16 protein-coding genes are annotated in these 23660 nt (G+C 39.8%); 1 reads left to right on the top strand and 15 read right to left on the bottom strand.

What is annotated here, in order from left to right:
* Nucleotides 1–23 precede the first annotated feature (23 nt).
* From E0H87_RS11635 to E0H87_RS11625, 3 genes are all read right to left on the bottom strand, one after another.
* Nucleotides 24–845, bottom strand: coding sequence for an SDR family NAD(P)-dependent oxidoreductase (locus E0H87_RS11635; protein ID WP_131323758.1), 822 nt, complete (start codon nucleotides 843–845; stop codon nucleotides 24–26).
* Between the two features lie 495 nt (nucleotides 846–1340).
* Nucleotides 1341–2975, bottom strand: a complete 1635-nt coding sequence (locus E0H87_RS11630; RefSeq protein ID WP_131323757.1) for a long-chain fatty acid--CoA ligase — start codon at nucleotides 2973–2975, stop codon at nucleotides 1341–1343.
* Nucleotides 2976–3048: 73 nt separating this feature from the next.
* Nucleotides 3049–3543, bottom strand: coding sequence for a 2,4'-dihydroxyacetophenone dioxygenase family protein (locus E0H87_RS11625; RefSeq protein ID WP_131323756.1), 495 nt, complete (start codon nucleotides 3541–3543; stop codon nucleotides 3049–3051).
* Nucleotides 3544–3899: 356 nt separating this feature from the next.
* On the opposite strand from E0H87_RS11625, the gene E0H87_RS11620 reads away from it, so the two are divergent.
* Nucleotides 3900–6593 (top strand): helix-turn-helix transcriptional regulator, encoded by a 2694-nt coding sequence (locus tag E0H87_RS11620; protein WP_131323755.1) that lies wholly within the window; start codon nucleotides 3900–3902, stop codon nucleotides 6591–6593.
* 269 nt (nucleotides 6594–6862) lie between these two features.
* Here the strand turns inward: E0H87_RS11620 and E0H87_RS11615 are convergent, their stop codons facing one another.
* The 12 genes from E0H87_RS11615 to purH all read right to left on the bottom strand — a co-directional run bounded on the left by E0H87_RS11615 (nucleotide 6863) and on the right by purH (nucleotide 23660).
* Nucleotides 6863–7591 carry an SDR family NAD(P)-dependent oxidoreductase gene (locus E0H87_RS11615; protein WP_205677753.1) on the bottom strand — a complete coding sequence of 243 codons (729 nt, stop codon included), beginning with the start codon at nucleotides 7589–7591 and terminating at the stop codon, nucleotides 6863–6865.
* Between the two features lie 186 nt (nucleotides 7592–7777).
* Complete coding sequence (locus E0H87_RS11610; RefSeq protein WP_131323754.1) at nucleotides 7778–9784, bottom strand: esterase/lipase family protein; 2007 nt, start codon at nucleotides 9782–9784, stop codon at nucleotides 7778–7780.
* A gap of 121 nt (nucleotides 9785–9905) precedes the next feature.
* A complete protein-coding gene (locus tag E0H87_RS11605) occupies nucleotides 9906–10820 on the bottom strand; it encodes an ABUW_2363 family tetratricopeptide repeat lipoprotein (protein WP_131323753.1) in 915 nt (304 codons plus the stop codon).
* Between the two features lie 117 nt (nucleotides 10821–10937).
* Nucleotides 10938–11747, bottom strand: coding sequence for a serine O-acetyltransferase (gene cysE, locus E0H87_RS11600; RefSeq protein ID WP_131323752.1), 810 nt, complete (start codon nucleotides 11745–11747; stop codon nucleotides 10938–10940).
* The gene (locus E0H87_RS11595; RefSeq protein WP_131323751.1) at nucleotides 11740–12594 is read right to left on the bottom strand and encodes an RNA methyltransferase; all 855 of its coding nucleotides are present in this window, start codon (nucleotides 12592–12594) and stop codon (nucleotides 11740–11742) included. Before E0H87_RS11595 ends, cysE begins: the two co-directional genes overlap by 8 nt.
* A 41-nt stretch (nucleotides 12595–12635) precedes the next feature.
* Nucleotides 12636–16205, bottom strand: a complete 3570-nt coding sequence (gene dnaE, locus E0H87_RS11590) for a DNA polymerase III subunit alpha (protein WP_131323750.1) — start codon at nucleotides 16203–16205, stop codon at nucleotides 12636–12638.
* Nucleotides 16206–16394: 189 nt separating this feature from the next.
* Complete coding sequence (locus E0H87_RS11585; protein WP_131323749.1) at nucleotides 16395–17024, bottom strand: hypothetical protein; 630 nt, start codon at nucleotides 17022–17024, stop codon at nucleotides 16395–16397.
* Between the two features lie 91 nt (nucleotides 17025–17115).
* Nucleotides 17116–17811, bottom strand: a complete 696-nt coding sequence (locus E0H87_RS11580; protein WP_131323748.1) for a methionine ABC transporter permease — start codon at nucleotides 17809–17811, stop codon at nucleotides 17116–17118.
* On the bottom strand, nucleotides 17808–18833 hold the full coding sequence (locus E0H87_RS11575; protein WP_131323747.1) for a methionine ABC transporter ATP-binding protein: 1026 nt from the start codon (nucleotides 18831–18833) through the stop codon (nucleotides 17808–17810). Before E0H87_RS11575 ends, E0H87_RS11580 begins: the two co-directional genes overlap by 4 nt.
* A gap of 72 nt (nucleotides 18834–18905) precedes the next feature.
* A complete protein-coding gene (locus E0H87_RS11570; protein ID WP_131323746.1) occupies nucleotides 18906–19781 on the bottom strand; it encodes a MetQ/NlpA family ABC transporter substrate-binding protein in 876 nt (291 codons plus the stop codon).
* Nucleotides 19782–20675: 894 nt separating this feature from the next.
* Nucleotides 20676–21959 (bottom strand): phosphoribosylamine--glycine ligase, encoded by a 1284-nt coding sequence (gene purD / locus E0H87_RS11565; RefSeq protein WP_131323745.1) that lies wholly within the window; start codon nucleotides 21957–21959, stop codon nucleotides 20676–20678.
* Between the two features lie 126 nt (nucleotides 21960–22085).
* A complete protein-coding gene (gene purH, locus E0H87_RS11560) occupies nucleotides 22086–23660 on the bottom strand; it encodes a bifunctional phosphoribosylaminoimidazolecarboxamide formyltransferase/IMP cyclohydrolase (RefSeq protein ID WP_131323744.1) in 1575 nt (524 codons plus the stop codon).

Here is a 23660-nt window from a genome sequence, read left to right as displayed (position 1 = left end):
GAAAAATAATTTTTGTCTTTTGATTAGGAAGCTAATTGTTGAATAATTTTATCTAATTTTTTATCGATTTGACTACGATAGGTATCTGGTAATAAGCGTGAAAGCTTTGCCAAAATACGAGCTTGCGCACCAGGAATAACCACAAAATTATTTGAAAAAATACCTTGATAAATTTCCTTACATGCTTTGTCTACAGGCATACTGCCGCCCAATTGTTTTAATGCGGCAGTAATAGGTGAGCCATGCTTACGTTCTTCAGTTACAAGCGGTGTGTCTATTTCTGGTGGGCAAACCACAGCCACATCAATTTTTTGACTACGTAATTCCATACGTAAAACTTCAGCTAAACCGACTACACCGAATTTAGAAGCACAGTAACCAGTGTAACCATAGCAGCCCACTAGACCTGCGGCAGATGCTATAAATACAATCTTAGGACGTTTACCTTGTTGGACTGCCTGTTTTAAATGAGGTAGGGCAGCATGGGCTACATTACGGTTACCCACGAGGTTAATATTAATTTGTCGTTCGAATTCTTGTGCTGTCATATCATCGAAACTCTTTGCAATGCTGATTCCTGCTGAGTTAATGAGAAGGTCGGGTGTACCAAATTGAGCAACCGCTTCAGCGAACTTTTCATCCATGGTATTTTCATTTTGCACATCAACTTCAAATCCAGTAACTGTTGCTGAAATCTTGCTAAGTTCTTGAGTTGCTTGCTGAATGCCTGCATGGGCAAAAATACATACTTGATAGTGGTCTTTAAGTAAGTGTTTGGTGAGTTCAAGTCCAATACCACTACTACCACCAGTAACCCATGCTGTTTTAGACATATTGTTTTTCATCTCATTTTCCTTATGAGTGTTGTTTTAAATTATGTGAATCAACTACATATTTTTATTGAAGCTAGAATATTTACTATAATTTAGACAAAAATATCTACGAGTGCAGAATAGATCGTGGTTTTGTAGATGAAGCCGAGTAATATTTTGTGCTTTACTATAATAAATAAAAGTTGCTTCTGATTATATGCTTTTAAAAGTTTTCGCAATGTTGAAATTGGAAATCTTTAATTGATTTTTTGCTTTCATTAGATTGATTCAGCCACGGTGTAGCTGAATCAATGGGTGGCTTATAGCGAAAACTTTTGAATAATTTTGTCTAATTTTTATCGATTTGGCTACGATAAAGACCTGACATGTAGCCGCGGTATTGCTCATTGAGCAAGTATTGAATGAATTCAAGCCCAATACCGCTGCGGTTATCTGTTATCCATGCTAGTTTCAGTGTTGCGTTTTTTAGTTCAAAATCCTTGTGAGAGTGCTTTCAAGGACGAAGTGTTAAACCACTTCGTCTTTAAGCAGAACATCACCAAATTTTGTACGTAATTCAGCTTTGACAATTTTACCTGTGCCATTGATTGGTAGTGCATCTACAAAGATCACGACATCAGGAATCTGCCAACGTGCAATTTTGTTTTCAAAGTAAGCGCGAGCTTCTTCTTCCGTTAAAGTTGCATTTTCTTGCTTCACGGCAATTAAAATTGGACGCTCATCCCATTTGGGGTGACGCGCTGCAATAGCTGCTGCCATACGAATGTCAGGATGACCAACAGCAATATTTTCAAGTTCAACAGATGAAATCCACTCGCCACCAGATTTGATTAAATCTTTTGCACGGTCGCAAATGCTCATATAACCATCGGCATCGATTGTTGCGATATCACCTGTATCGAACCAGCCATCCGCAGTTAAAGCACTTTTTTCTTGATTGAAGTAATTTTCGACAATCCATGGACCACGGATTTGCAGGTTGCCTTGAGTATGCCCATCATTTGGTAATGCAGTTGTGCTATTACCATCGACAATACGTAATTCAACACCAAATGGTGGGCGACCTTGGGTTAAGCGGAGCTTTTCAAATTCTTCTACACTGAGCGCAGAATGCTTTGCTTTTGGTTGGTTTGCAGTACCTAATGGGCTAGTTTCAGACATACCCCAAGCATGAATTGTGTCGCAAGCATAATTATTCTTAAAGTCACGAATAATAGAAGCAGGACAAGCGGCACCACCAACAACGTTGCGGCTCATACTTTCTAATTTTGTGCCGCGTTTTTTTGCTGCAGCAAGAAGACCTTGCCAAATCGTTGGTACACCTAATGCAATCGTTACTTTATAGTCATCAATTAAGCTAACGAGACTATCGCCATCTAAATTTGGTCCTGGAAGCACAATAGTAGAACCAACCATTGCGGCTGCGTACGGGACGCCCCATGCATTGACATGGAACATTGGAACCACTGGTAGCACAATATCATTTGCAGACAAATTTAGTGAGTCTGGAAGGCAAATTGCCATGGTATGTAATAAGGTAGAACGGTGGCTATAGAGTACGCCTTTTGGATTACCAGTAGTCCCTGAGGTGTAGCAAAGCGAGCTCGGTGTTTCTTCGCTAAATTGTGGCCAGTCAAATTCTGTTGATTGATGCTGAATCAATTCATCATAGAAAAGTACATCTGGTAAAGCTTCAACGATTTTTTCGTCATGTGAACCAAGACAGATAAAGCGTTCTACGGTTGGAACTTTACCTTGAATTGCTTGAATTAAAGGTAAGAACGTTGAGTCAAAGAAAATCGCTTTATCTTGCGCATCATTAATGATGAAGACTAATTGTTCAGGGAATAAACGTGGGTTAATGGTATGACATACATAACCACTTCCAGAAATAGCATACCAAGATTCTAAGTGACGATGGTTGTTCCATGCAATGGTAGCAAGACGATCACCAGCTTCTAAACCAAATGAGGTAAATGCATTTGCTAAACGTTTAGCATTTTGCTGAGTTTGTAACCAGTTGGTCGTAGTAATTTGACCATTCACCTCACGTGAAATAATAGAAGTATCTGCATGATATTTTGCTGCATGTTCAATGAGGTTACTAATCAATAAAGATTGATGCATCATTTTGCCAAACATTTTAATCATCCTTGGGGGCTGTTGTTATTCAATATAAAAAGACTTTTAGCTTTTGTTAAAAGTCTTTATGAACTTATTTGTTGTTAAAAGCAACTTCTGAGCCTGGCTTAATATAACGTGGCATTTTTTGCCCCGTTTGCTGAGCTACTGCATGAAGTGTACGCTCAATCCAGCCTGCGTCCATAATAAACATAAGTGAATCATCATCATTGAGGTTAACGTTAGCACCTTCAATGACCATGAAGCCTTCAGCGCCTTCAGGCGTCGTTAAAGTATGAATAGAACCTGCTGGTTCAAACAAATAACTACCAGCAATTTGAACATCTTCAGGATATTCGACATAATGCCAAGAACCCGCTGTTGTATAGAAATGTACAACACCTGTGTGGAAATGGCGCGGTAATGTTACACCTGCATCGAAACGTGCGCGGATGACCCATTTACCATTGTCGGGATCTAAAAAGCATGGCGTAACGTGTACGCCGGGTAATGCATTTTGAATTTCACCATCGTTAACGTTAATGGTTAATAAACGGTCTTGATGTTTAATAGATTGTGCAATGCTCATGACAAACTCCATGTATGTCTTTATTTGAGAGTGAGATATCAGAATGACAAACTGCGGGTATCTGTTATTTCCTTGTACTTGAGCATAGCAACGTTTCATAATAAGCAAACCATTCAAAAGAATGGATTTACCGTTGTTTAATTGTTGCTCAAATGATTCGAGTTTAAAAAATGTATTTAAAATCTGGGTTTTGATGCAATTTAATATTGCTTCATCAGTAACCTTATTCTAGTTTTAGGGCGCTTTAAATGATAAGAAAGAGCCATGTTTTTTGAAAACTTTGCTAATTGGATGTTGAATTTCAGGGAGTGGAAATTTGCTGATGGAACTGAATAAAAAAGATTGGATGAAGTGATATGCAAGTCTTAAAAACCAAGCTCAGCCGTCCAAGTGTTATGAGTGATAAGGCAATGCAACGTCCTGAGTTGTTAAGCCATATGCTGGAATATTGCCAATCTTCTCTTGTGTTTATCCATGCAGCAGCGGGCTATGGAAAAACTACCCTGATGTTTCAAATGAGCGAGAAGCTACTTGCTCAAGATAAAACGGTAAAATGGTTAACACTCGACAGTGATGACAATGATCCGAATCGTCTTTACCAATACCTTTGCTTAGCACTATTGGGTCTAGATCAGTTTAGTTCTATTTCTGATGGGCAAGTCCACAAGCAACATATTATTGAACTCACACAAAAAGTGTCAGATGCAGATACAGACGTTATTCTTTTTATAGATGAATTTGAAACAATTGAAAATCAAGAGTGTTTAAATCTTCTGTGGTGGTTATATCAATATTTGCCTCTAAATTGTCATCTGGTCATTGCTTCCAGAACAAAGCCTAACTGGAGTTTTGCCAAAGAGTATTTATTGGGGCGTTTAAAGCTGGTGACAGAAGTCCAGCTCAGTATTAAAACTGAAGATAGTGCGGCACTCATTCATTTTTTAAAGCAACAGAATTTTGACCACGTTACATTAACCCCTGAGTTAGCTGAGTTACTGATTCATAAAACGGAAGGATGGTTGACAGGGATTCAGCTCACCAATTTATATTTAAAGCAATATCATGATGCTGGGGCGGTCATCCAAAGTTTAAGCGGCGCACATAATCAGATTGTAGATTATCTGAGTGAGCAAGTGTTTTTACAGCTTTCTGAGGAAATGCAAAACTTTTTGATGAATATCAGTATTCTAAGGAAGGTGAGTTTATCCAATACGCTAGAGGTTGCGCAAAATTCTACATCTTCAAAGTTATTGGAGTTGATGATTCAAAAAGGCTTATTTATTCAAGCCTTAGATGAGCAACATATATGGTATCGTATTCATCATTTATTCCGTGAATTTTTGGAAAATCGTTTTAAGACATTAGATATAGAACAATATCGAGCGGTACATTTACGTGCAGCGAATTGGTATCAAAAAAACAATTATTTAATGGAAGCCATTTATCACGCGCAGCATGCTGAAAATCAGGCGTTGGTATTAGATCTGTTAAGTCAAGTGAGTCGTGATTTAATTTTGGGTGGTAGTTACTACAGTTTAATTGAGCTGGTGAAATTAATTCCAGATTCACTTTTAATTCAGAGAGTAGCACTGCTTTACGATATGATTTGGTCTTTAATCATCACGCATCAGCATTTATTAGGTGCTCATTATTTACAATTGTGGCTCAAAATCGATCCGAATGAACGAATTAAAGGCGATGATCAACTAGCATTTGATCCAATGCTTGCTTTGGTCAGTGATGATATGAAACTGGCCTATGAGCTATCCCAGGCGAATATTTCTAAATTATCGGAAAACTCATATTTTGTTCGTGCACCTTTAATTGGTATTGGTGCGCTATATCAAATTTGCTTAGGTAAAATTACTGAGGCACGTAAAATCCTGATTCAGACACGGGCAGCATATATACAAGGTCAAAACGTATTTGGGCTGATTATTTCGGACTGTATAGAGGCACTTTGCGACTACCTAGAAGGGAATGTAGAAAAAACACTGGTGAAATTAGACTACATTGGTCGAAGTGAAGACTATCTAAAACTCGGTTCAAATGAGTTTTTAATGACCATTGCGAAAATGATTACCAGCAGTGTAAAAGCAAGCCTGTATTATGATTTGAACGAAATTACGCGAGCAGAAAATACCCTAAAGCATTTTAATAATGGTGAACAACTGATTATTCCTGATTTGGCTATTATTGGGTATGAGTTGTTGTTGCGCTTGGCTCATATTTCAGGGGATGCACAGGCGGAACAGACCTGTTTGACGCAATCCCAAATTTGTAGCAATGATTGGTCAATGCCACGTTTGAGCCGAACAGTTCAAAATGTTTATCAGCAATATCAGTGGTTTGATAGAAAAAATAAGTTGAATGATATCAATGCCGATGAACTCGAAGCAATCTGTCAAGGTCACATTGAGAAAACATTAAATATTTCCAATGTGATCACTGGTGATGATTTGATGCTCTATAGACAATTGATTTTTTTAGCGCGTGAACCACAGGCCAAAGTACTTCTTGAGCAAGAATTAGATCGTATTGTGACTTATCCATTCCGTCGTGCTCGAATTCTTTTACTATTGGCTCTAGCTGATTATCGTTTAAATCACATTGAATTTGCCTTCACATGGTTTGAACAAGCTTTAGATATTTTAGAGCCAACGAAAGCTGTACGGATTGTATTGGATGAGCATCCGCTCTTATTCCAACTCTTGGCTGATTATATGAGGCATCTTGCAAAGTCCAAGCAGAAAAAAGACCCTTCTGTTTTGGCTTTCACAGAAATGCTGGCTGCAATGTGTAGTGTTCCTTTATCTGAAACATCGGTAGATGATGATCTAGGCGTTATACAGACTGAATTGCTTTCTAAACGTGAATTACAAATTTTACAGAAGGCCAGTGAAGGTTGTACTGATATTGAGCTGGCAGATAAGGTGTTTTTATCGGTGAATACAGTGAAATGGCATTTGCGTAATATTTATAACAAGCTTGGTGTACGTTCTAGACTTGAGGCTGTTACAGAAGCTAAAAAACGAGGTTTAATTCAATAGACGAGAGTCATGTCTTGGTACATATTTGAATGCAAAAAAAAGATGCCCATGTCTAAACGCTAAGACATGGGCAAGATAGGGAACTGAAATTTTTTTCAATTATTATTGGAAGTAATGCTTGAAATCTATGATTAGCCTTTCAGGTAAAAATTTTTGAACTTTGAGAATGAAGATCATGCGTAATAACCTTCATGTTTAAAGTTCGTGCCACTTCCTTAATCAAGGGAAATGGCGAGAATTTCATTTCTAAAGTTGCTTATGTCGACAGCTTAGAAAATTGAATATGCACCATCAACTTTGATAATTGCACCATTTACAAAGCTTGCTGCATCGGATGCCAAGAAAAGAACTACATTGGCAATTTCTTCTGGTTTACCTAAGCGTTGCATTGGTGAACGTGCCATGATACCTCCGAAAACTTCAGGCATATCTTTTAAAGGTTGAATTAATGGAGTATCGATCCAACCAGGTGCTACAGCATTTACCCGAATATTTGCTTGCGCAAAGCTTAACGCATGCGAGAATGTTAATTGGTCAATGGCACCTTTAGAACAAGAGTAAGCAGGTGCAATGCCTGAACCAAATTGTGCATACAGTGAAGAAACGTTAATAATTGATGGATTATCAGACTTTGATAGTGCCTTTGCCGCAACTTCACTGATATAAAATACAGAGGTTAAGTTGACTTCGAGTACTTTTTTATAAGTATCTAATTCGTGTTCTGAAATAGAACCCATGCCCGCGCCATTGAATAATGTATCAATACGATCCACTTTTGCAAAGAATGCATCAATAGCTGCTTTATCCGTTACATCGATTTCAACAGCTTCAATCTCTAAGCCTGCTGGGTAAACTGCTTTGTGTGATTGTAAGCCAAGGGCCCAAACTTTGGCACCTTTTTCAGCAAAGGCAATGGCAACTGCCCGACCAATACCAGAAGTACCACCCGTTACAACAGCTACTTTATTTTCAAACATTTTTGTGTTGAACGCTTCCATGTTTCAATTCCTTTGTTGTGTAGTCAGCTCTATGCTGTTGGAATTTACCTTAACGGTTACACAATAAAATGAAAAGAATAGTTATAAAAAACCATTCTAATGAATGGGGAATACTGGAAAGAAATGGAATGTTCAATGAATTTAGCCCATGTTTTATATGGTTGAAACATGGGCTTGAGTGTATATTTATGGTTTATACAGTCCAAGTTGGACGAGATGCAAACGAAGAATACGTCTTAACTCCAACACGGCTTCTGGCGTTTCTTGAATGGAATGGCCACCTTGAATAATTTTTTCAGATACAGCACCTTCTAGGTGAGCACTCTTGTAAGGCACAATACCATCGGTAATGACATTTGGGTCATCACTCTTGGTTTCATTGCCCATAATTGAATGAAATAACAAGCCTTTACGCGGCATAATATCTGAAGTGATGTGCATAAACTTGGATTTATGACTTAAATCACTTGGACCATTCTGAATGAGCCCTTGGTCAATTTGTTTGGCTAAGTCTGAGAAATCTAAATCTTGGCTTTGTAAAGTGTCACCAACTGCAGTTAAAAATGCGCCTGGAAGTTTAATAACTTTACGCGCAGCACGAGTAAACCAAAGGTCGGCATATGCTGTGCCGTGGTGGGGTGCAGAAATAAAGATGGCGCGGCTAAAATTGGGAATATCTTGTATTTGCATACGCTGTGCAACAATGGGGACATTTTTATATTTACTTAATTGTCGGTTGCTCATCATCGACAGTGCTTTTTTGGTGACATCGGCATCACTGACCAATAGACGGGCAATAATTCCCCCCATACTATGCCCAATGAGCACGGCATCTTTCTTTGCCGAGGCACTTGCATTGACTTGCGCAAAACTCTGTTTAAGAAGTGCATAAATCTGCAAACGACTTTCTATAATGGGCATATTGGTCGAATAGAAAACTTGCCAGACTTGATAGTTTTCTTTTAAGACTTTATCTCCCATAATGTCATTGGTTAGACGAATCCACGCTTCAGGGCTACTGGCTAAACCATGAACCAAGACAATCACTTTCTTATTCGGATTGTAAGGTTCTAACATATATAAATGGGGCATGGTTAAACGGTTGTCGCGGTCAATCAGAGTCAGATAGGCTGCTTTACCCAAGTTATTCTGAGCTAACCATAAACCGTATGGCGTCGAGAAGTTCGCTGCTAAAGGGTATTTATGTCCTGCAAGCTGAATAGATTCATGTTGATACGGATCGTAGGCACGAATCACAAATTCAGGTTTGGTTAAAATATCATTGACTGAGGTGGCTGCTTTAGGTTCGGCTGTAAATGTTGCTGCCAAATAGCGTGCTTGATGAATGTTCGGATTAGTACCACTTTCAAAAGAAAAATTTAAAGGGTCAAGAATGTATTGATTTGACTCTTTTTGTTGTTCATTTGAATTTGGGAGTACCACAACAAATTCAGAACCAAAACCGTCACGACGGTTAATTGAGCGTAAACCTGAAAAATTCAGATTATAACTCGACATGAGCTGCTCGATTTTTTGATCTTTTAGTAAGGGATAATTACTGAAATCAATATGATAAATACTCTGACCAATTTTAATTTGATTCTGAACTTCTTTTTGTGGATAACGAAGACTATAAGCACTAGAAAGTTTTGCAATCGCTAAGTTATAGAAATCGCGTATTTGAACTTGTCGGTTATCAAAAATTCGATCTTCTGGACCCCGTTGGGTTTTGAACATATAGGCATAGCTATAACGAATACTTTTATCCAGCATGTCTAATTCTTGCTCTAGACATTGATTATAAATTTCTTGCTGGATTTTTTGCTTTTCTTCAGATTTATGACTGGTCAGTAATCCAATTTTACAATCTGAAGAGCCTTCCAATGCCAGTGCCCGTGCCAGATACAGCTCACTGGCCGTAGAATATAATTGTTCATCTTGAATCTGTGGAATTTGTTGTAATTCCTGAACGCATTGAGTGGGATGTGCTGTACAGGCTTTAGCCTCTCGTCCTGTCATGGATAAAACATTTAGGCTCGCTTCGCTTAACTTATCACGTGTCAGAATACTCTCACGTTCATTGGTGATGGTGACTTTTACAGCTTGATTTTTGACAGTAACAACTTGGCAACCCGAAAGCAGAGTGGTGACCAGTACAGAAAGCAGGACAATATGGCTAAAGTTCTTTGGCATAGGCTGATCTTAAATTTAATTTTGTTTGTTTTTTTAAATCATACGATAATTGTCAGCTTTTTCAATGCGCAAAAATAGAAATAGACCGTACAGGACGGTCTATTTCATGCAAGGAATTAAATTAAGACGCTTTCGGGGTATTTAATACTTGCCAGACATTCCAGCGCCCTTGAGTTTCAATTTCACTCATTAAGCGATCCGCAACAGCGGCTTCTTGCGGATATTTGAGTTTGTAGTTTTTCAAAATTTGAATGGCACTTTTCTTTTGTTCCATGGCAATGTAGTTATTGGCAGCAGATAAATAAGCTTCCTGAACGCCAGCTTTCATTGCTTTGTCTAAATATGGAATCGCTTCACGTTGACCGCCACCTTCAGATAAACCAAAACCAAACCAGAAGTTTGCTTCAGGATCATCTTGATTAATCTTTAAGATGCGCTGTGCGTAAGTTAAAGATTTGGTGGTATATACAGAGCCTAAATCAAGATTACGCGCCATCACACTGGCTTTAAATGCACGCACTAAAATGTCAAAAGAGGCATCATCGCGGGCAGCAAGCGTATCTAGTTCTTGCGTCACTTGTTTTAATTTTGTTTCGAAACCTTTGCGTTCTTTGCGCTCAGAAAAACGTGGTGGATAATGACGTGCTTTGCCTTCAACTAACTGTAAAAAGTCATCAATATCGGTGATATCAATTTCATTTTCACCTGCCAAGACAGCATATTTCATTGAGCGTTGATTGTTGTTAATCGTAGGAATGATTAAACGATTCGTTTCTAAGGTGATTTTTTCATTTGGATTGGCTGAATTCGTCACCACCATTTTCGTTACGGGTTGAGCCGCAGCTTGCTTTAATGCCAATTCAAATGGAGGTGGTGCCGCATAGTTAAATGGGTTCAGTGCATAAAATGGGGGAGTTGTGTCCGGTTCTGTAAAAATAATCGGTTCTTTAGAGTTCTTATTTTTGGTTGGGGTCGTGCTACACGCCGTTAGAAATGATGCGGCAATTAATGCGATTGCCAGAGGCTTTAACGTCATAGTATTCATCCATTCTTTCTTTTAAAAGTAATAAAAAATTTGCATGTTCGTCAGTCTAAGAAAACTAGGGCGAACATGCAATATAAGGCGTGTTACAGTTGGTTTTTAATTATGTTGTTAAGGCTTCGATTGACTACTTTGTGCTTCACATTCGCGTCGCACATCCTCAATAATTTTCAATTCTTCTTCACTGTACGGTTGTTCATTCAATTGCTGCTTTTTAAATGTTGGATCAAGCAGAGATAAACGTTGGCAAAGCGTATTCATACGTTTTTCATTATTTTGAATACGATCGAGTAAAATACGCATCCCTTCAAGCATTGGGTCTGATTGGTCTTGCGTTGCAGCATAAGCTTGGAATCCAATACTTTCTGCATAATCACGACGACGTGCCTCATCTTGATCTTTTGGTAGGTCTTTACTGATGTAGCGTGCAGGGTTGCCTACCGCAGTCGTACCCGCAGGTACGGCTTTGGTCACTACGGCATTTGACCCAACTTTTGCACCTTTACCTACGGTAAATGGCCCTAAAATTTTTGCACCAGCACCAATAATCACCCCGTCTTCCAGCGTGGGATGGCGTTTGCCTTTATTCCAAGTCGTACCGCCTAGCGTGACACCATGATAGAGTGTGACATCATCACCAATCTCGGCAGTTTCACCAATCACCACACCCATGCCATGGTCGATAAAAAAACGACGACCAATTTTTGCACCTGGATGAATTTCAATACCTGTTGCAAAACGGCTAAATGACGATAGTAGTCGAGCTGAGCCTTTACAGTCTTTTTTCCACAATTCATGTGCCATACGGTGCATGATTAAGGCATGAATGCCAGGATAAGTGGTTAAAACTTCTAAAGTGTTTCGTGCTGCTGGATCGCGCGCGAAGACAGCTTGTATATCCTCTTTTAGCTGTTTAAGCATTAGACGAATCCTCTTTGTCTTTGGTCTTAGGTGTAGATGGTTTCCAAGTGCCTTTATTTAAGGCTTGTACGCGACTAAAAATACCGCGAAGTAAATGGTATTCCATTTTATCTAATTGTATACGCCCAAATAGTCGACGCAAGCGTAAAGGCAGTAATCTTGGATTATTTGGATCTAAAAATTCAATATCTTCAAGCATTTTCTCTAAATGTGGGTAGAACTGCTGCATTTGGTCATGCGTGACCAATGGCTCATCCCAATGCATTTGCGTAGTATCCGTAACTGGCATGGTGGCTTCTGGGTCTTGGGTTTGTTCAATTCGTGCCAATGCAGCCATGCGCATTTCATAACAAATGATTTGGATGGCTTGAGCTACATTCAATACGCCATAATCGATATTGACTGGAATAGTGACATGATAGTTGGCCAATGCCAGTTCTTCATTGGTCAAACCGCGGTCTTCACGACCAAAGATCACGGCAATATTTTGTTGTTGCGTGACCACCGCTTCAAGTGACATTTCTGCTGCAGGGCGCGCATCCAGTAATGGCCAAGGAATAGTTCGGCTGCGTGCACTGGTACCAAATACAATATGACAGTCTTGAATGGCTTGTTCTAAAGTTTCTACAATTTTAATTTGTGGAATTAGATCGACTGCGCCAGCCGCCAGTGCTTCAATGTCTGGATGTGGATAGGTTTTCGGGGCAACCAAGACCAATTGGCTGAGTCCCATGGTTTTCATAGCCCGCAATGCACTCCCAATATTGGCAGGCAAGGTTGTATTCACCATGACAATACGGACATGAGAAAGATGTGCTGCAACCGCAGTATTGTCGAATTGATTCATCGCATTTCCAATTTTGTTAAATCACTGAATTTAGTTAATCGTTATGAATATTGATTAACGTCAGCTTGATATAAATCCATTGCCTCATCCATGCTTAAATTGGCAGGTGGAGGAGGGACTTGTGCAGGTTTGGCTTGCTCGTAATTGACGGCTTTGGCAGCTTTAGATTTCACCTGATATTCAACATAGATGGCTTCTTTACCAAAATAATCGCGCAATTTACTTAAAAGCTCATCTAAAGGTGCAACTTTCCATTGCATGCCAAAATGTAGTTCTGCAGAAGCATAGGCATAATCGAGTTGCAGCAACATCGGAATATGATTGCACAGATCGACATTGCAATAGGGCAATAAGATTTTTTGTAAATCTTGAGTGAGTGTTTTACTTAGATGATCAGCATGTAACTTAACTTGAATGCTATTGGCACGTTTTTGACGAATTTCATTCAGGCTAAAGGCTTTGGTTAAACGTCCCATTGGACGATCATATCCTTCACGCTCATAAATTTCGCCTTCAATCACCACCACACGTTCATTGACAATAATATCTTTAAAGCGTTGGAAACGTTCGTGATTGGCAGACACTTCAATCCGTGATGTGCCATCATCTAAAGTAATCATGACACGGTTCGGGAAGTTAGCAACATCGACCACTAAGCCTGCAAATACCGTAGTGACACCACGACGTGTAGGTGTTAATTCATTAATTTTTGCAGGAACAAAGGATTTTAATTCAGGACGATAGACATCAATCGGGTGCCCTGTTAAATATAAACCCAGCGTGTCTTTTTCACCTTTGAGTCGGACTTCATCTGACCAAGGTTTCACAGGTTTGGCAGGCTTACGTTGAACTTCTTCAACTTCGCCAAATAAATCCATAATACCTGTTTCACGGTTGCTACGTGCTTGATCTGCGGCTTGCACGGCTTCGGGCAATTGTGCCATTAAGCTTGAGCGTTCAATACCAAGACAATCCAAAGCACCTGCACGAATCAGCGCCTCAAGGGTACGTTTATTGATTTTCTTTAAATCAATACGATGGCAAAAATCAAACAGGTCTTTATAAGGACCATTCTGTAAGCGGGAGTCAATAACAGACTGCATCGCCTGTTCACCGACACCTTTAATCGCGCCTAAACCATACACAATGGTTTGTTCATCAGTCGCATGGAAATGATACAGCGACATATTTACAGAGGGAGGTAAAACGTCCAAACCATTATTACGACAGTCATCAATCAAGAAGACCACGTTGTCGGTGTTCTGCATTTCCGAAGACAGTACCGCAGACAAGAATTCGGCAGGGTAATGTGCTTTTAACCAAGCGGTTTGATAGGCAACCAAAGCATAGGCAGCGGCGTGGGATTTGTTAAAACCATAACCTGCGAACTTTTCCATGTAGTCGAAGATATGGTTGGCTGTGGCTTCATCAATGTCTTTTTGTGCAGCACCTTCAATAAAGATCTGGCGCTGTTTTACCATTTCTTCGGGTTTCTTTTTACCCATGGCTCGGCGGAGTAAGTCTGCGCCACCAAGGGTATAGCCTGCACAGTATTGTGCTGCCTGCATCACCTGTTCTTGATAGACCATAATGCCGTACGTCGGTTCAAGTACACCTTCAAGTAAAGGATGTAAGTATTCGAACTCGCCGCCGTGCATACGGTGAATAAAGTCTGGAATCAGATCCATTGGACCTGGGCGGTATAACGATACGAAGGCAATAATTTCCTCAAATTTGCTCGGACGAGCTTCTTTGAGCATTTTTTTCATGCCGACGGATTCAAACTGGAATACCGCGGTGGTATTGGCATCGGCAAAGACCAAGTAGGCATCTTTGTCGTCTAAAGGAATATTGGCAATATCCAGTGGGATTGCAGAAGGATAGTGCTTGTTAATATTTTGCACGGCATCTTCAATAACGGTTAAGTTACGCAAACCCAAGAAGTCGAACTTAACCAGTCCTGCGGCTTCTACATCGTCTTTATCGTATTGTGCAACACGACCTGTACCATCCGCGTCACAAAGTACCGCAGAGAAGTCGGTGATTTTAGTCGGGGCAATAACAACACCGCCCGCATGCTTACCGGTATTACGGGTAATGCCTTCTAACTTGAGTGCCATTTCCCAGATTTCAGCGGCATCGTCATTGTCTGGATTTGAAGGGTTGGTGACAATATCTTTCAGTTGCGGTTCAGCTTCAATCGATTCTTCTAAAGACAAACCCAAAGGTTTGGTTGGAATCATTTTGGAAATACGATCTGCTAAACCATAAGATTTACCCAAGACACGTGCCACATCACGAATGGCACCTTTTGCTGCCATGGTTCCGAAGGTGGCAATCTGAGAAACCGCATCACGTCCATAGTTACGTGCCACGTAGTCAATGACTTTATCTCGCCCAGCAATACAGAAGTCGACGTCAAAGTCGGGCATGGAAACACGTTCTGGGTTTAAGAAGCGTTCAAAAAGCAGGTCATAACGCAGTGGGTCTAGGTCGGTAATTTTTAAACTATAGGCGACTAAAGAGCCTGCACCTGAACCACGACCAGGGCCTACGGGTACGCCATTACTTTTTGACCACTGAATGAAGTCCATGACAATCAAGAAGTAGCCCGGGAACCCCATTGAGTTAATGATGTTAATTTCGTAAGTAATACGGTCATCATAAGGTTTACGGATTTCAGCCCAATCATCGCCGCGTTGTTCCACTGGGTATAAGTGATTGAGGCGTTCTTCTAAACCTTCTTTGGATAAATGTTCAAAGAAGGTATCAATGGTATGACCTTCAGGAATTGGATAGTCAGGTAGGAAGTATTTGCCCAATTGTAGGGTGACATTACAACGTCGAGCAATGTGGAAGCTATTTTCAATGGCAGTCGGTAGGTCAGAAAACAGCTCGGTCATTTCAGCTGCGGTTTTAAAATATTGCTCAGAACTATAAGGTTTTGGGCGACGATTGTCGCCTAGGACATAACCATCGGCAATACAGACACGGGCTTCGTGTGCTTCAAAGTCTTCACGGGTAATAAAGTGCACATCATTGTGTGCGACTACACCAATATTATATTTTTTTGCCAGCTTAACGGCTTCTACAAGGTAATCTTCTTCAAAGGGACGATCAGTTCGGGTGAGTGCTAAATAAACACGGTTGCCAAATTTTTCGATCCATTGTTCGAGTAAGGGTTCAGCTTTTTGCGGATTGGATGAGCAGAGCATTTTGCCGACATCACTGTTGATACCCAATAAGGCAATAATGTCTTGATGTTGTTCTAGAACCCAGTCTTTTTGTACGCAAGGGATATCAAGTTGCTGACCTTCAATAAAACCACGAGATACAATTTCAGTGAGCCCACGCCAACCTTGATTGGTCATGGCCAATAAGGTCACACGATGTTCAGCATCATTCAGGCGAATCACTGAACCTAAAATTGGTTTAATGCCTTTGGATAAGCAAGCACCATAGAATTTCACAGCGGCGTGCAGGTTCGACAAATCCGTCAATGCCAAAGCGGGCATTTCATCATTTACGGCAGCTTTTATTAGATCAGGTATCCGAACGATAGATTCAGTAATAGAAAATTCGGTATGAATACCAAGATGAACAAAGTGCATAAATGAGTTCCTGCAAAAACCACTCATTAGTTTAGCACGCTATGCGCTGAATCTGAGTTTAATTGAAATGAATTGGTTAAGATTTAATAGCTTGATACGCTTAGTTGGTGTTTAAATTTTTCAATCATTAACATCGTCCTCATATTTTATTAGGGACTCGAAGCAATGTTTTGAATGATGAGATGGAATTTAGCAGGCGAGGGCTTGTTGAATTGCGAATTGATTTAACTTTCCATTCTTAAACCTAAAATTGAGATAAGCCGTATAGGGTGGGCTGAAATCTTGAGGCTGATTCAAATAATCTTTGACATGTTTTTTTTCTAATATGAGGACTTGGGCTTCTCCTGAAGAAGATATGCTGAGTGCACTCTGTTTAAAATCATGTTGAAATTGGCTTAGTGTGTATTGAGGTGTGATTTGAATGTTGTTCACAACAATTTGCTCATCCATGTCTTTGCTGTTGTTCCAAGTCATCCAGACACGACCTTTAGTTTGCCCTAATTGTTGGAAACTAGATTTATCTTGATAAAATTGTTGATCTTTAATTTTAGGATTATCTTCTGCAAAAAATTCAAATGTTAGGGTTTTATTGTGTGTGGGATTTAAACTGTATTCATAATTTCCTGTGCATTCTGAATAGATTTTATTGGGTTTAGTCTTCCCAGCTTTAACCAATTTGCTGACTTGATCCGCCGCTACTGGAGCATTCAATTCAATCTGATTGACTTTGACACTGGTGACATAATTATAAGAAATTGCATTTGCATGGCTAATCGTCGAAAGTGCACAGAGGCTTATTAATATCGTGTTTATTTTCATGATTAAGTCTGAATTCGTTTGTTGTTATGTTGATTATATAAATTTTAGACCTGAAAAAAGCTCCCATTTAGGGAGCTTTAAAAGATCTTTTTTATCTTAAGCGGGATAACCAATCACCTAAGCTTTGTACTAACTGAACTAGGATCAGTAGCACAATTACGGTGAGAATCACCACGCTGGTATCAAAACGTTGGTAACCATAAGAAATTGCGAGATCACCAATACCGCCTGCACCTACAGCACCGGCCATGGCAGTCGCACCAATTAAGCTAATGGTTGCAGTGGTTAAATTTAAAATAAGCGAACTGCGCGCTTCAGGCACAATAAACTTGAAAATGATTTGCCAAGGGCTAGCACCCATGGCTTGAGCAGATTCAATAATCCCTTCATTCACTTCTAACAGTGAAGTTTCAATCAGACGACCAATATATGGGCCAACATAAATGGTGAGGGGAACAATGGCAGCCCATGTACCAATAGAAGTCCCTACAAGCACTTTCGTCAGTGGAATGACCGCAATCAGTAAAATAATAAAGGGTAATGAACGTAAGGCATTCACAATTGGATTGAGTAAGTGATACACCACTCGATTTGGTAAAATACCATTTGGACGTGTCACTAATAAGGCAATGGCTTGAATAAAGCCCCAAATAGAACCAAACAACATGGCAAAAAACACCATGTGGAAAGTTTCCTGCATGGCAGTGACAAATTGGTCAATGCTGAGTGAGCTATGCCAAAATGGTGTTGTAAGGTCTGTCAGCCATTGTACGATTAAATCTCTCATTCGCAGACTCCAGATTGTTCAACTTTCACACCATGTTGTTCAAAGAAGGCAATGGTATCTTGAATGATGTTTGGATCACCCAATAATTGAACAAACATTTGCCCAATCACAGAACCATCAATTTCAGTCATGTTGGCAAATAAAATATTCAAACTAATATCAAATTGTTTGATTGCAGCTTGAACCACAGTTTCTTGCGCTGAAGTCCCTAAGAACTGCAAGCTATAAATACTGTGCTGATTTTGATTCTCTAAATTCTTCAGAATGTTGATCGGCAATTGCTGCTGTAAAACAGTTTGAATGAAATTTTTGGTTGTTGGATGTTGCGGCTGACTGAAAATTTCAAGGGTAGGACCTGTTTCAATCACTTTGCCTTGTTCCATGACGGCGACATAGTCACAAACCGATTCAATCACGTCCATTTCATGCGTGACCATCACAATGGTAATGCCTTGTTCCTGATTGATCTTTTTCAGCAAAGCTAAAACAGATTTGGTGGTCTGTGGATCAAGAGCTGACGTTGCTTCATCGCAAAGTAAGATTTTGGGATGATTTGCCAACGCGCGTGCAATACCGACACGTTGCTTTTGACCACCTGAAAGTTCATCGGGATAGGCATCTTTTTTATGCTTGAGATCAATGAAATCAAGGAGTTCATTGAGGCGCTTTTCTCTTTCCGTTTTGGAAAAGCCTAAAAGCTTCAATGGCATTTCAATATTGGCTGCAACTGTTTTGGTTTGCAGTAAATTGAAGTGCTGAAAAATCATGCCTATATTTGCACGTTCTTGACGTAATGAACGTGCATCCAATGCTGTAAAGTCGGTGTCACGAATAATGACCTGACCTTGCGTAGGACGTTCAAGCAAATTAATCAGACGGATTAAGGTACTTTTACCTGCACCACTATAGCCAATAATGCCGAAAATACTGCTATCTGGAATAGTCAGGTTAATGTTATCCAGAGCACGTATGGTCTGACCTTTGAGCTCGTAGTGTTTTGAGATGTCTTTAAATTCAATCATAGCGTCAAGAACTGTACAAAATGAAAAAACAGGCAAAGTCACTTTGCCTGTTTTGTTTACAGCATTATATTACTATTTGCTTTCGGTAAGATAGCTAACAGGTTTGTTTACATCAATTTTAGTACCACCGAAATGTTGTTGAACATATTGTTCTACAGCTTTGGTGTGGTAAAGCTCGCCTACTTTTTTCAAGATTGGGTCATCTTTACGTGATTCAGCTACTGCTAAAATGTTGACATTCATCTTCGTACTTTGGTCAACAGGTTCGTAGAAAATCGCATCTTTCAATACGTTTAATCCACCTTCCATAGCCAATGTGTTACCCAAAACAATTGCATCTACTTCGTCTTTAACACGAACAGCAGTTGCCATTTGGATTGGTTTGATGACAATTTTCTTATTGTTTTCAACGATGTCAGCAGGCGTACCTTTTACATCATCAAAACCAGCTTTTAATTTTACTAAACCAGCAGATTGAAGCAATAATAATGCACGTGATTCGTTAGCACCATCATTAGGAATGGCAATGGTTGCGCCATTCTGGAATTCATCAAGCTTTTTCACTTTGCTTGAGTAAATACCCATTGGTTCAAGGTAAGTCGTCGACACAGGCGCAATCTTGTCTTTATTGTTGGCATTGAAGGCAACAAGGTAAGCGTAAGATTGGAATGCGTTGATGTCGATTTCTTTATTGGCTACAGCAGTGTTCATTGCCACGTAGTCAGTAAAGTTCTTAACTTCAAGCTTAATACCTGCTTGTTTTGTTTCAGGAAGGGTCGCAATGAAACGCCAAATATCAGCGTCAGAACCAGTCGAAGCCATCACTACAGTTTGTTCGGTAGTTGTTGCCGCATCAGTTTTTGTTTCAGTTGCAGGAGCTTCCTGTTTGCTGCAGGCACTGAGTGTTAACACAGATGCACTCAATAAAACGCTAAATAGCTTTTTCATGAATATTTCCTAGTACAGACATGATTTCATCGTTTTTACATTATAAAGACATGCTAAATAAATGTCCGATGCTTACGATGAAAGAAGTTGTCTGATAAAAATTTGGTACTTTGCATTTTCTCGCTATAATTGGAGCAAGAAAAACGCTTCATCCCAACAAGACCAAAATAATTTCGTATTTAGAGAACCAGATTATCGCGTTATGATATTGAAATCATGAGGCATTACTGCAGAGGCAGCTCTGAAGTCTCAAAAAGATACGCTATCATAACAATAAAACTATATTCAATATAGTGAATAAGAATGCAATGTTTATCTGTTTAGTCGCAAAAGAAAGTTCTGCTTTTTTATAAAATAATAGTAAAAACAATGTATTGTTTTAAATAAATATAAATAATCTATTAATTGTGTTGAAAAAATAATCTTTATAAGATTTTATCCAATAGACATACGAAAAATGAATAATTGATGAAAATCGAATGTGTTTAAATTCTTTAAGAGTATGAATTTATTAAATCTTTTCTTTATTTAAATTGATGGTTAGAATATTTGTGATAAGTCTATGTAATTGGTTGTTATATGTGAGACTAAAGTCTAGTTCGTGCCATTAAGCTAAAGTCAGGTAAATAAAGGGATGAATTGCTACATAGAAGAAAGCTAAAGCGACACTTAAGTTGTGTTTGTAAAAATTGGTTTGGAGTATTAGCACAGGGGCATAAAATTAAAGGTTAAAGTTCGCAGTCAATACTGCGACCCACGGAACTAGATGCTACAAAAGAAATAAACTGGCTGAATGAAGCATGACATTTGCTTGAGTTACAACCTTTTTGGGTAATGATAAAATTAAAAAACCCGCCAAATTAGCGGGTTTTTTTGATGCTGTGTTAATGCGAGTTAAGCATTTTCACGTGCAATAGCGCGATAACCAATATCTGTACGATATTGCATACCTTTAAATGTAACTTGACCACAAACTTCTAAAGCGTTGACTTGTGCTTCAAGTACGGTATCGCCAAGTGCTGTTACACATAAAACACGACCACCTGCAGTCAAGATGTGACCGTCGGCACTCATCGTTGTGCCTGCATGGAAGATTTTGGTGTTTTCAGGAGATTGACCAAGACCAGAGATCACGTCACCTTTACGAACTGTTTCAGGATAGCCTTCAGCAGCAAGGACAATACCAATCGATTTACGCTCGTCCCATTCAGCTTCTGCTGGGAGATTACCCGCAATACCAGCTTCAACCAAATCGACCAATGAAGATTTTAAACGCATCATAATCGGTTGTGTTTCAGGGTCACCAAAACGACAGTTAAATTCGATCACACGTGGTTGACCTTGTTCATCAATCATGAGGCCTGCATATAAGAAGCCAGTGTAAACATGACCATCTTTTTTCATGCCTTCCACAGTTGGACGCATAACTTCAGCCATTACACGATCAAATACTTCAGGGGTAACCACTGGAGCAGGTGAGTATGCACCCATACCGCCCGTATTTGGACCTTGATCGCCTTCAAAGATACGCTTGTGATCTTGTGAAGTTGCCATTGGTAAGATGTTGTCGCCATCGATCATACAAATGAAAGAGGCTTCTTCACCAGCGAGGAATTGCTCGATAACAACACGAGAACCTGCATCGCCAAATTTGTTGCCAGCGAGCATGTCATCAATCGCTGCAAAAGCTTCATCGTTTGTCATTGCAACGATAACGCCTTTACCCGCAGCAAGACCGTCCGCTTTAATTACGATAGGAGCGCCGTGCTCTGTCACATAAGCTTTAGCCGCATCAACTTCAGTGAACACATCGTAAAATGCAGTTGGAATATTATGACGCTTTAAGAAGTGTTTAGCGAAAGCTTTTGAACCTTCTAATTGCGCAGCGAATTGTGTAGGGCCCCAAATTTTAAGACCTGCTTCACGACATGCATCAACTACACCATTTACAAGTGGAGCTTCTGGGCCAACCACAATTAAATCAACGGCATTATTTTTAGCAAATTCAATAACTTCAGGATTATTTTGAATATCTAAGGCAACGTTTTCACATTTATCTTCAGTTGCAGTCCCTGCATTACCAGGCGCAACAAATACCTTAGCTACTTTTTCATCTTGAGCGATTTTCCATGACAAAGCATGTTCACGACCACCACTACCCAAAACTAAAATATTCATCGGTTCATACTCCATGAATCGAAATGACATAAAGTCTTCTACGGGAAGGTTGAAGACTTTATGCAAGATTTAGAAATCTGTTTTAATAAATACGAATGACAGGATGATTACCATCAAAATTCGTAATTAGTGACGGAAATGGCGCATACCTGTGAACACCATTGCAATACCAGCTTCATCAGCTGCTGCAATAGTTTCTTCATCACGCATAGAACCGCCCGGTTGGATAATACATTTAATGCCTGCTTTCGCAGCATTATCAATACCATCGCGGAATGGGAAGAATGCATCAGACGCCATGACAGCACCTTCAACTACTAGGCCGGCATGTTCCGCTTTAATCGCAGCAATACGCGCTGAGTTAACACGGCTCATTTGACCTGCGCCTACACCAATCGTTTGGCGATTTTTCGCATAAACAATCGCATTCGACTTCACATATTTTGCAACTTTCCATGCAAAAATTAGATCGTCAATTTCTTGTTCAGTAGGGGCACGCTTAGTTACGACTTTTAGATCATCTTTCGTGATCATGCCCAAGTCTTGGTCTTGAACCAATAAACCACCATTCACACGTTTGTAGTCTAACTGTGGAGCACGGTCATCAATTGCTGGTAATTCACCACAAACTAAGACGCGAACATTTTTCTTCGCGCCAGTTACTTCAAGTACGCCTTCAGCAATACTTGGGGCAATGATCACTTCAACGAATTGACGGTCAACAATTGCTTGTGCAGTTGCAACATCTAACTCACGGTTAAACGCAATAATGCCACCGAAAGCTGATTCAGGGTCAGTTGCATAAGCAAGATCATAAGCTGCTTGAATGCCATCTAATGAAACTGCAACGCCACATGGGTTAGCATGTTTCACAATTACGCACGCTGGTTTAGCAAAAGATTTTACACATTCAAGTGCGGCATCTGTATCTGCGATGTTGTTATAAGAAAGTTCTTTACCTTGAAGCTGTTTTGCAGTTGAAACAGACGCTTCAGTTGCAGCAGGATCAATGTAGAAAGCAGCAGATTGATGCGGGTTTTCACCGTAACGTAAATCTTGTGCTTTATTTAATTGTGTATTGAAGGTACGCGCAAATTTGTCCGCTTCGCCTTCTGCTTTACCTACGCGAGCGCCAAGGTAAGAAGCAATCATACCGTCGTATTGGGCAGTGTGTTCAAATGCTTTAACTGCTAAATCAAAGCGAGTTTCGTAAGACAGAGCACCATCAGCTTTAAGCTCGGCAATTACAGTCGCGTAATCTGCTGCATTTACAACAATACCAACAGAAGCATGGTTTTTTGCAGCAGCACGAACCATTGTAGGACCGCCGATGTCGATGTTTTCAATAGCATCTGCAAGTGAGCAGTTTGGTTTAGCAACTGTCGCAGCGAACGGATAAAGGTTAACAACCACCAAGTCAATTGCATCGATGTTGTGTTCAGCCATTACCGCTTCGTCTAAACCACGACGAGCTAAAATACCGCCATGAATTTTTGGATGTAAAGTTTTTACACGACCATCCATCATTTCTGGGAAACCTGTGTGCTCTGAAACTTCTACAACTGCGATATTGTTGTCTTTAAGCAACTTATATGTACCGCCAGTTGATAAAATTTCTACCCCTAGAGCAGAAAGGTTTTGAGCGAACTCAACAATGCCAGTTTTATCGGAAACAGAGATTAATGCGCGTTTAATGGTCAT

The organism is Acinetobacter sp. ANC 4178, assembly GCF_004331175.1.
GTDB lineage: Bacteria > Pseudomonadota > Gammaproteobacteria > Pseudomonadales > Moraxellaceae > Acinetobacter.
Note: the sequence above shows the minus strand (reverse complement) of the source record. Positions and strands in the feature narration are given on the sequence as shown.

What these genes read in the sequence shown, in the direction of transcription:
- dnaE (WP_131323750.1), bottom strand. Translation starts at nt 16,205, where the DNA reads ATGCACTTTGTTCATCTTGGTATTCATACCGAATTTTCTATTACTGAA.
- cysE (WP_131323752.1), bottom strand. Translation starts at nt 11,747, where the DNA reads ATGCTTAAACAGCTAAAAGAGGATATACAAGCTGTCTTCGCGCGCGAT.
- purD (WP_131323745.1), bottom strand. Translation starts at nt 21,959, where the DNA reads ATGAATATTTTAGTTTTGGGTAGTGGTGGTCGTGAACATGCTTTGTCA.
- E0H87_RS11580 (WP_131323748.1), bottom strand. Translation starts at nt 17,811, where the DNA reads ATGAGAGATTTAATCGTACAATGGCTGACAGACCTTACAACACCATTT.
- E0H87_RS11585 (WP_131323749.1), bottom strand. Translation starts at nt 17,024, where the DNA reads ATGAAAATAAACACGATATTAATAAGCCTCTGTGCACTTTCGACGATT.
- E0H87_RS11620 (WP_131323755.1), top strand. Translation starts at nt 3,900, where the DNA reads ATGCAAGTCTTAAAAACCAAGCTCAGCCGTCCAAGTGTTATGAGTGAT.
- E0H87_RS11575 (WP_131323747.1), bottom strand. Translation starts at nt 18,833, where the DNA reads ATGATTGAATTTAAAGACATCTCAAAACACTACGAGCTCAAAGGTCAG.
- E0H87_RS11595 (WP_131323751.1), bottom strand. Translation starts at nt 12,594, where the DNA reads ATGAATCAATTCGACAATACTGCGGTTGCAGCACATCTTTCTCATGTC.
- purH (WP_131323744.1), bottom strand. Translation starts at nt 23,660, where the DNA reads ATGACCATTAAACGCGCATTAATCTCTGTTTCCGATAAAACTGGCATT.
- E0H87_RS11630 (WP_131323757.1), bottom strand. Translation starts at nt 2,975, where the DNA reads ATGTTTGGCAAAATGATGCATCAATCTTTATTGATTAGTAACCTCATT.
- E0H87_RS11615 (WP_205677753.1), bottom strand. Translation starts at nt 7,591, where the DNA reads ATGGAAGCGTTCAACACAAAAATGTTTGAAAATAAAGTAGCTGTTGTA.
- E0H87_RS11625 (WP_131323756.1), bottom strand. Translation starts at nt 3,543, where the DNA reads ATGAGCATTGCACAATCTATTAAACATCAAGACCGTTTATTAACCATT.
- E0H87_RS11570 (WP_131323746.1), bottom strand. Translation starts at nt 19,781, where the DNA reads ATGAAAAAGCTATTTAGCGTTTTATTGAGTGCATCTGTGTTAACACTC.
- E0H87_RS11610 (WP_131323754.1), bottom strand. Translation starts at nt 9,784, where the DNA reads ATGCCAAAGAACTTTAGCCATATTGTCCTGCTTTCTGTACTGGTCACC.
- E0H87_RS11605 (WP_131323753.1), bottom strand. Translation starts at nt 10,820, where the DNA reads ATGACGTTAAAGCCTCTGGCAATCGCATTAATTGCCGCATCATTTCTA.
- E0H87_RS11635 (WP_131323758.1), bottom strand. Translation starts at nt 845, where the DNA reads ATGAAAAACAATATGTCTAAAACAGCATGGGTTACTGGTGGTAGTAGT.